Origin of the sequence: Paenibacillus sp. OT2-17 (genome assembly GCF_009827695.1) — a bacterium.
In the GTDB taxonomy this organism is placed as follows: domain Bacteria; phylum Bacillota; class Bacilli; order Paenibacillales; family Paenibacillaceae; genus Paenibacillus; species Paenibacillus polymyxa_B.
In genome coordinates, this window is the sequence record NZ_WUDQ01000121.1 from 1 (window position 1) to 9,036 (window position 9,036).

General features: G+C 41.9%; 8 protein-coding genes and 1 pseudogene. 5 read left to right on the forward strand and 4 right to left on the reverse strand.

Annotation, left to right across the window (positions count from 1 at the left end; all coding sequences use genetic code 11):
- A pseudogene (locus GRP75_RS14405) lies at window positions 1–277 on the reverse strand (glutamate decarboxylase); the annotation flags it as partial.
- A gap of 300 nt (window positions 278–577) precedes the next feature.
- Window positions 578–1,519: an AraC family transcriptional regulator gene (locus GRP75_RS14410; protein ID WP_160789630.1), complete on the reverse strand. Its 942-nt coding sequence runs from the start codon at window positions 1,517–1,519 to the stop codon at window positions 578–580.
- 317 nt (window positions 1,520–1,836) lie between these two features.
- Here GRP75_RS14410 and GRP75_RS14415 point away from each other — a divergent pair, with 317 nt between their 5' ends.
- The 3 genes from GRP75_RS14415 to GRP75_RS14425 all read left to right on the forward strand — a co-directional run bounded on the left by GRP75_RS14415 (window position 1,837) and on the right by GRP75_RS14425 (window position 5,574).
- Window positions 1,837–2,856 (forward strand): glycoside hydrolase family 88/105 protein, encoded by a 1,020-nt coding sequence (locus GRP75_RS14415; protein ID WP_160789631.1) that lies wholly within the window; start codon window positions 1,837–1,839, stop codon window positions 2,854–2,856.
- 12 nt (window positions 2,857–2,868) lie between these two features.
- Entirely contained in the window at window positions 2,869–5,043 is a 2,175-nt protein-coding gene (gene gnpA / locus GRP75_RS14420) for a 1,3-beta-galactosyl-N-acetylhexosamine phosphorylase (RefSeq protein WP_160789632.1), read from the forward strand.
- A 159-nt stretch (window positions 5,044–5,202) separates the two neighbouring features.
- On the forward strand, window positions 5,203–5,574 hold the full coding sequence (locus GRP75_RS14425) for a hypothetical protein (protein WP_226887842.1): 372 nt from the start codon (window positions 5,203–5,205) through the stop codon (window positions 5,572–5,574).
- A gap of 92 nt (window positions 5,575–5,666) precedes the next feature.
- Here the strand turns inward: GRP75_RS14425 and GRP75_RS14430 are convergent, their stop codons facing one another.
- Window positions 5,667–6,605, reverse strand: coding sequence for a helix-turn-helix transcriptional regulator (locus GRP75_RS14430; RefSeq protein ID WP_160789633.1), 939 nt, complete (start codon window positions 6,603–6,605; stop codon window positions 5,667–5,669).
- Between the two features lie 112 nt (window positions 6,606–6,717).
- On the opposite strand from GRP75_RS14430, the gene GRP75_RS14435 reads away from it, so the two are divergent.
- The gene (locus GRP75_RS14435; protein ID WP_160789634.1) at window positions 6,718–7,164 is read left to right on the forward strand and encodes a VOC family protein; all 447 of its coding nucleotides are present in this window, start codon (window positions 6,718–6,720) and stop codon (window positions 7,162–7,164) included.
- Between the two features lie 107 nt (window positions 7,165–7,271).
- A complete protein-coding gene (locus GRP75_RS14440) occupies window positions 7,272–8,750 on the forward strand; it encodes a protein adenylyltransferase SelO (RefSeq protein ID WP_160789635.1) in 1,479 nt (492 codons plus the stop codon).
- Window positions 8,751–8,854: 104 nt separating this feature from the next.
- Here the strand turns inward: GRP75_RS14440 and GRP75_RS14445 are convergent.
- The coding region (locus tag GRP75_RS14445) for a DUF4280 domain-containing protein (RefSeq protein WP_160789636.1) at window positions 8,855–9,036 on the reverse strand (182 nt) is incomplete at its 5' end.

The window sequence follows — 9,036 nt, forward strand, 5'->3', positions numbered from 1 at the left end:
ACCACGAGTAAAGAGACATTGGACCAGGAACCAATGCGAAAAAGCGAGGGTGTTGCATGAAGGTTTGGTGAGGATAGACGTTTTTCCTCATTTCATCGACGACCTCTTGTATCGGTCTTCCTTTTTTTGGAAAACCAATTCCCCTTAAATGAGCTATTGTATCCCCATCTGCAGTGTTGATTACTTTTCGGGATCGAATATTGTTATTTTCTGCAATATATGAATGTACGAACTGTTCAATAATCTCACCTAATTGCTGATTTGGTTCTTGATTCATTATAAGCATCTCCTTTGCTTAACTTCAATCAAGTATAATATAACATCTGTTGTCATTTTGTGAGATTCACCGATTTCATCATTACGTTTATTTTTAGGCACTTGGCTATTACATAAATTAATTTTCAAGGTCAAAGATGGCTATACAACGGGGCTTGCTGGAATGGAGTTATTAAAAGATTTGAATTTTATGCTTTTCTAGATACATTGCAAAATGTGATTAATCATATAAAGCAGAAAATGGCTAGTTTGATATCCAGAATATTGAATTCGTTTTATCAAGTTTATTTCTGCTGTTATGCTAAACCCACCCCGTAAACTCCAGTATAGACGCTTTCGCGGATTGGGCTTCGGATTGCGCCCCTTTACGCCATTCTTTTGGCGGCTTTCCCATAAGCCTGGAGAAGCAACGGTTGAAGCTGGAAATGGAATGAAAACCGACTTGTTCGGAGATCGAAAGAATAGAATCTTCCGTGCTTTTTAACTGCTTGCAAGCCTCTTCGATTCGGGTGCTGTTTAGGAAATCGAGAGGCGACGTCCCCATAATTTCATGGAATTTTCTTCGAAAATGAGTTGTACTTAAATGGCACAGGTCGGCCAAAAAATCCATAGTAATGGGGTTCATATAGTTTTTCGTGATGTACTCCAGAACCGGAGAAATGACAAAATCGCTTTTCAGGCTATGCTCTGTTTCTTGATCTGCCAACAGTTCATTCCTGGAATGAATTCTAAGGAGTTCTATGTAAAGGGATAGCAATAAGCCGTAGGCACTTTCCTGATAGTAAGGATTCTGCTGTTTTAATTCCTCTACGATTGAAGTCGCAAGTGTATAAACCTTGGGATGTTGCTCCTTATTCAATATACAGTTCGTTCCCTTCACCACCCACAAATTTGGCTCGAAGTTGCTGTAAGCACTTTTAAATGAATGTTGAAAGAGGTCCTCTGGCGAAAAAAAGATATAAGACCAAAGACTGGCTGTATTTGGCGAACTATACGTGGTATGAGGAAGATACCTGGGGATGAAGGTCACATCGCCCGCTTTGAAGGGTACAGATTCTCCTTTGATCTCCATGGTACCGCTATCTGAATAGCATATACCAATCTCCAAATGGTTATGGAAATGGAGATGCTCACTTTTAATATCTGAAATCTTCCAACGCTCACCGCTTAATAGCAAGACAGGGAAATTTATAGGCAAGCTGTAGTGCCGATATTCTATAACGGGCTTCTTTTTTCTGGGCATATTCAATACCCCCATGACTTTGATTTTAACCAGCAGATATACATCAGGATTTTGCAAAATTCGATTCCAATCGCTCCAAGGTGCAATATATAGACGAACTAGACCATTTCGATCTATATACTGTTTATTGGAAGTCGCTTATTGGATTTTTGCAAAATCATCACATAAATGATTGGAATTGCACAGTTTTGTTGCGAATATGCTTAGATGGAGACTATTTTACTGCGTACAATGGAATAAGTAAAGCGTTTTCAAAACGGCGACAAACAGCTCTCAAGCGCCTTTGGGGGCGTGTGCGCTAGGAGAGGGGAATAAAGATGCTTCAATTGAATTGTGACAAGGAAGAGATATTAAAAGTTATCGACAAAGTCGTCAGAAAAACAATGGCGATGGATTTGACGTGGGACTGGCCTTGCGGTGTGGCTTATTATGGTGTATCCACGGCCTATACAAAAACAGGAAATAAAGACTATTTGAATATGCTTGTGCAATGGGCAGATGAATATATCGAGCTGGGGCTGCCGCACTGGACGGTAAACACATGTGCCATGGGTCATATGCTGATCACATTGTATGAAGAAACAGGGGACCAAAAATATTGGGATATTGCGATGAGCAAGGTGGATTATATTCGGAACCATGCTCTTAGGTTCGGAGGCAATGTTCTGCAACATACGGTATCCGTTGCTAATGATTTTCCAGAACAGGCATGGGCGGACACATTGTTTATGGCGGCATTTTTTCTGCTCCGTGTAGGAACCAAATTAAAGGATGAGGAAATGATCCAGGACGCCTTAAATCAATATTACTGGCATATCAAATACCTGCAAGACCCTAGTAGCGGTTTCTGGTACCATGGCTACAATAATGTCAAGCAGGATCACATGTCCGGATTTTTCTGGGGGAGAGCGAATGCTTGGGGAGCCTATACCATGTCGCAAGTTAAAATTCATTTGAAGGACTGGTATTTATATCCGCAGTGCATGGACGTAGAGTGTTCGCTTCGGGATCAACTGGCGGCACTAAAGGGTGTTCAAACGGAGAACGGCCTATGGCGGACGGTACTGGATGACGAGGAGTCCTACGAGGAGGTGTCTGCATCTTGCGGAATCGCGGCAGCCATGATCAATAACGGCAATCCGCTGCATACCAAATACGTGCAAAAGACATTGGACGGCATCTTGAACCATATTAGCGAGGACGGACGGGTACTAGGTGTGTCGGGCGGCACAGCGGTTATGAAAGATCGGGATGGGTATCGCAATATTCCAAAAGACTGGATTCAGGGCTGGGGACAAGGCTTGGCGTTGGCTTTTCTATCCGATATGTTGAATTAGGAGGGATCGAAGTTGTCTAAACAAACAACGGGGGCCTTTACACTACCGGGAGAATCTGGTTATGAGGCGCTGACCCTAAAATTAGCTGAACGGTGGGGTGCCGATGTCATTCGTGATAGTGACGGCACGCAATTGTCCGACGAGATTATTAACGCTGGGTACGGCATATATTCGACAATCTGTATCATCAGAGATCATAACGAGTGGGCGTCCCACAATCTTGACAAGCTGCAGCAGTGTTTTTTAATTACAAATCCGAAGGTAGCTGTACAAGATTATATATCCATCTATCTGATGGAGGATTTTTTTGCTGAACAATTCAAAGTGAATGATTCCAAAGAGGCATTTAACTACTGGCAGGTTTTTGACAGAACGACCGGGGAGGAAGTTCCAAGAGAACAGTGGAATTATGAAAGGGAATCCGGAAATGTGGTCATTACCGGAATTGTTCCTTGGCATAAATACACGGTAAGCTTCATGGCCTACCGGATCTGGGAAGAGATTTCCATGTACAATCACACAACGAATCATTGGGACAAAGAGCATTTGATGCAGATAGATCCCATCTATGTAGAAACGCAAAAGTATCTGCTGGATTGGATGGAAAATTGGTGTCTCCATCATAAGGAAACCACGGTTGTTCGGTTTACCTCCTTATTTTATAATTTCGCCTGGATCTGGGGTAGTAATGAGCGCAATCGCCATCTGTTCTCTGACTGGGGTTCATATGATTTTACGGTAAGTTCAAGAGCGCTTGATCTGTTTGCCAAGAAATACGGGTATTCGATGACTGCCGAGGATTTTGTGAATGGCGGGAAATACCGCGTCAGTCATATCCCGGCTGAGCAGCGCAAGCTGGATTGGATGGAATTTATCAATGATTTTGTAATCGAATTTGGCAAGAAATTAATTGACATTGTGCATAGGCACGACAAGCTGGCCTATGTTTTCTATGATGACAGTTGGGTTGGTATGGAGCCTTACAATGACCGTTTTCAAGAGTTTGGATTTGACGGGTTGATTAAATGTGTGTTCTCAGGTTACGAGGCGAGACTTTGCTCAGGTGTAAAAGTGAATACACATGAGATTCGGCTGCATCCATACTTATTTCCGGTTGGTTTAGGCGGGCTTCCTACCTTTATGGAAGGGGGGAACCCCACGCTGGATGCCAAAAAGTATTGGATTAATATTCGGCGCGCCTTGCTGCGGGAGCCTATTGACCGAATTGGACTGGGCGGATATTTGCACCTTGTAGAGCCTTACCCGGATTTTTGCGATTACATCGAAAAGATTGCCAATGAATTCAGAGAAATTAAGGAACTGCACCATGAAGGCAAGCCCTATCACATGAAGACGAAGGTAGCTATTCTGCATAGTTGGGGAAAATTGAGATCGTGGACATTGTCCGGACATTTCCATGAAACATATATGCATGATTTGGTTCATGTCAATGAGGCTTTATCCGGATTGCCGATTGAAGTGAAATTCATTGATTTTGAAGATATCCGTCAGGGAATTCTACAGGATTGTGATGTAGTGATCAATGCCGGCTCTGCTGGTTCAGCATGGAGTGGTGGGGAGTACTGGAATGACAACAAGTGTGTGGACTTACTGACCCAATGGGTTTATGAGGGGGGGACCTTTATTGGCATCAACCAGCCTTCTGCGGTCGAAGGCCACGACAGCTTTTTCAGAATGGCACATGTTCTTGGACTGGATGAGGATACAGGTTCCAGAGTAGGTCATGGAAGATGGGCATACGAGGTTAGGGATGAGCATGGTTTGGTGCCTGAAGGAGCCAGTATAACGCCAAAGAATAGCATTTATCTTACCGATGGGTCAGCTGCGGTAGTGGAAGAAACGAGTGGTATGATAACACTGTCTACTCATGCCTTCGGTAAAGGAAAGGGGATATACCTTCCTTCTTTCGAATTCAGCTGGGAAAACACAAGGTTGCTGCTGAATTTGATTCGCTTTGCAGGCAATGAGTTACATGAAACGAAGTACATTACGGATAACCTATATACAGAGTGTGCTTATTATCCAGAAAGTAAAATGTTGGTTGTTATTAACAATAGCGATCAACTTCAAAGAACGACGATTGATACGGAATATGGCAAACAAACCATGGAATTAGAACCGTATGACACCATGATCACCCATATCGGCTTAACAAAATCGGTATAGGAACGGAAAATATGAGAAGTAGCGGTATCAAGCCCTCCTTTATTTTAAGGAAGGGCTTTTTGTTTCAGCACCTCCAGAAAATCAAGCCAATTTACCGGGGATTTTGTCCATTCAAAAGTATCTACTCCATCATTAACTATAAGTAAAACAATTAAGGAGATGATTTCTTTGAGAAAGGCAACCTTAATGAAAATTAAAAAAACAGAAGCAAAGTTGGGAAAAAAACTAAAAAAAAATAGTCACGTGATTATGAATCTTAAAAAAGCCATTCGTGTAACTCAACTTGGAGATGGGTTCGCACGATTCACTTTCGCACCGATCACTATTTCTCCTAATAGCTTTAGAAGCACTACGATTAACGGTAACGCCTACAATCTGATTAGCGGTGCATGGACTTTCTCTGGAAATGAACAAGGGTTTCTTCTCAATAATTATTCCGCGGCCGAAGACAGATGGGTATTTACTGCATGGAATCCAACTGGATTCACAAGAACGGTATCCTATGCTGTTATCGCCAAACGGAAGCCATGATTCAAATGTCATAGCTAGTAAAGAAAAGGAGCTTGCAGGTTCCTTTTCTTTACTAGAATGTAGAGAAAATTTTGAACAAACCTTCGATGATCTTATAATTTTTGATAGTGGTTTAAGAGGTGCTCAACTCTATCTTTAATAATCTGTTTTAAAGATTCAGGCTTCACTGATCGTACATAATGACCATATCTCATAAAATATTGAGCTATAAATTCTTCTTCTCCTGGATTATAAAATCCCTTAATGACTGTCTTATCACCATTTTCTATTTTCATAGAAGGATAATGTTCTTTATAAAAAATATCCTTGGCTTGTTCTACAATCTCTACTTCAAAGTCAATGCTCTTCTCAGCTTGATACATTTCTAATGAACGACTAAGGAGTTCATCTATAGAAAAGCGAGAATTGTTCTCCTCTTCTTCTACAAAGGTGATTCGATCACATCTGAAAACTCTATATTTATTCGTATGTAACTCTATTCCAGTAGCATACCATTGACCAAACTTAGCAGAAATTTTGAAAAATTGAACATAGTAACTTTTTTTCTGATTATTTTTTACATATTTAACTTTACAGGTGCTCTCATTAAGAATGCTTGTTAGAATTTTATCTAAATAACGACTAACATGATTATGCTGATATATTTCAAATTGTAAAACCTTTTTCATTTTATGAATCTGGTTTAGTTGTATTTTAGAAAGACAGTGTTCAAACTTTTCATTGAGTTTATTAACACTTAAATGAAAGGGGGTGGATTGATAAGCTTCTAACGTCAACATTGCAAAGTACAGAGCATATACCTCATCCATTGTAAAAATAATGGGGGATAACAATCTATTTTTTAAGATACCATATCGTCCATGTCTGCCATGTTCCGAAAAAATAGGCATACCTAATTGTTCTAATGAATTAATATCACGTAGAGCTGTACTTTTTGAAATATGGTATTTATCCATTAGGTCATTTAAATTAAAGAACTCTCGACTGTTTAAGTATCTGATCATGTCATTTAATCTTTCCGATTTCTTCATCTAAATCTCCTTATAAAGGTGTCATGTTTTGATACCTTTTTATATGATAATAAGTTCAAGGGAATATTTCAAATTCATAAGATATCTACACATATAAAAGGAGATTGATACCATGAGTACAACACTGGAAGTAGCTATTTTCTTATCCATGAACGGAAAGGCAAAAGAAGCTATACATTTTTACAAAAAACACTTCAACGCAAAGGAATTGTTTCTTGTTACCTATCAAGACATGGCCCAACGTGACAGCTCCATACAGCTTACTGATGAAAATAAAAATTATATTTCTCATTCTGTCTTAACCATCGGAAAAACAAAGATAATGATAGCAGAAGATACAATGAATCCCGGTGAAAAATATACAGTAGGGAATAATACTTCATTATGTATTCAAAGTGCTGACCTAGAAGAAATTAAACGTTTTTATAATAGCTTAATTACAGATGATCGAGTGAAAATTATTGTGCCATTATCTAATAATATGTTTAGCCAAGCCTACGGTATTATTGAAGACCCATTCGGTATTCAAATACAATTAATGTTTGATAATCGATTATAATAAAAAAGCATATTCTATGTTCCATGTTTCATAATTGGATAATAAATGGGCAGAAGTAAAAACTAAAATGGGAAAACCTAAGATACCGCAGCAGAAAAGGAGACACTATGACGGAGAAAAAAGAAATAGCAGATAAAATAGGGTGGAACTTCGACAACAGTTACTCTCGTTTGCCGGAATCATTGTTTACAAAGCTCAACCTAACTCCTGTCCGCTCACCAAAGCTGATCATTCTTAATCATCCGTTGGCAGCATCACTGGGGTTGAACGGCACGGCGCTGCAAGGGAATGATGGCGTAGCGGAGCTGGCCGGCAACCAGGTTCCTGAAGGGGCTATGCCTCTTGCTCAAGCTTACGCAGGGCATCAATTCGGGCATTTTAACATGTTAGGAGACGGACGTGCTCTGCTGCTTGGCGAACAGATCAATCCCTTGGGTGAACGGGTTGATATTCAGCTCAAGGGCTCAGGCAGAACGCCATACTCCCGTGGTGGTGACGGTCGTGCGGCACTTGGTCCGATGCTTCGCGAATACATCATCAGTGAGGCGATGCATGCGCTAGGTATTGCTACCACCCGCAGCTTGGCGGTCGTATCCACGGGTGAGTCGATCATCCGGGAAACCGAGCAGCCCGGAGCCATTCTGACCCGTGTGGCTGCCAGTCATCTTCGCGTCGGAACCTTTCAATACGTCTCAGCATGGGGCACGTCTCAAGATCTCCGTGCTCTGGCTGATTATACATTGGAAAGACACTACCCGGAAGTTGCCAATGACGAAAACCGTTACCTTTCACTGCTTCAGGAAGTGATTAAGCGTCAGGCCGAGCTGATTGCCAAATGGCAGCTAGTTGGTTTTATTCACGGGGTGATGAACACCGACAATATGACCCTTAGCGGAGAAACCATTGATTATGGTCCTTGCGCCTTCATGGATACCTATAATCCTGAGACGGTGTTCAGTTCCATCGATAGGCAGGGCCGCTATGCTTATGCCAATCAGCCGCATATTGCTGCGTGGAATCTCGCGAGATTTGCTGAGACGCTCTTGCCACTGCTGCATGACAACAGGGAGCAGGCTGTCACACTGGCTGAGGATGCAATTTCAGATTTTGTAAAAATGTTCCATCATCATTGGCTTGCAGGAATGCGGGCGAAGCTAGGGATCTTTAACGAAGAGCAGGAGGATGAATCTCTTATTGAGGAGCTTCTGAGTATCATGCAGAAGCATCGTGCCGACTACACCAATACCTTCCGTGCCCTAACTTTGAACAAGCTGGAAGATACGGTTCTGTTCAGCGCTGCGGAATTCACCCAGTGGTACGAGCAGTGGCAGGCGAGGCTGGGCAGACAGCAGGAATCACAAGCCTCCTCGTATCAGCTGATGCGCAGCAGCAATCCTGCAATTATTCCACGCAACCACCGGGTAGAAGAAGCACTGGAAGCTGCGGTGGAACGAGAAGACTACCGTGTGATGGAGCGGCTTCTTGAAGTTCTTTCGAACCCTTATGCCTACTCTACCGAACAGGAAATTTACTCTACATTGCCTGAGGAATCCACCCGTCCTTACCGAACCTTTTGCGGTACCTGATGTGGAGCGAACGATTTGAAGATAACCTATATCATGCGTTGGTGGAGAAGATAGCCAATCTCTCACCAACGCATTTTGTTTTTATAGTGGTAGGTTGCGACTGATTAATCCAGTTCCTGACCGTCATTTTCGATCTGTATGTGTCCGCAATAAAGACATTGATGCGTACAGTTCTGCGTAAGAGCAGGCTGGCCTTCGATGCGCATGTCGCTTTTTCCGTTCAGCCAAGGCATCGTAAGGACAGGAATACACGGTGCCTTTTTCACCCCATAAATATCGACCATCT

What these genes read in the sequence shown, in the direction of transcription:
- GRP75_RS14415 (WP_160789631.1), top strand. Translation starts at nt 1,837, where the DNA reads ATGCTTCAATTGAATTGTGACAAGGAAGAGATATTAAAAGTTATCGAC.
- GRP75_RS14430 (WP_160789633.1), bottom strand. Translation starts at nt 6,605, where the DNA reads ATGAAGAAATCGGAAAGATTAAATGACATGATCAGATACTTAAACAGT.
- GRP75_RS14440 (WP_160789635.1), top strand. Translation starts at nt 7,272, where the DNA reads ATGACGGAGAAAAAAGAAATAGCAGATAAAATAGGGTGGAACTTCGAC.
- GRP75_RS14425 (WP_226887842.1), top strand. Translation starts at nt 5,203, where the DNA reads ATGATTTCTTTGAGAAAGGCAACCTTAATGAAAATTAAAAAAACAGAA.
- GRP75_RS14435 (WP_160789634.1), top strand. Translation starts at nt 6,718, where the DNA reads ATGAGTACAACACTGGAAGTAGCTATTTTCTTATCCATGAACGGAAAG.
- GRP75_RS14410 (WP_160789630.1), bottom strand. Translation starts at nt 1,519, where the DNA reads ATGCCCAGAAAAAAGAAGCCCGTTATAGAATATCGGCACTACAGCTTG.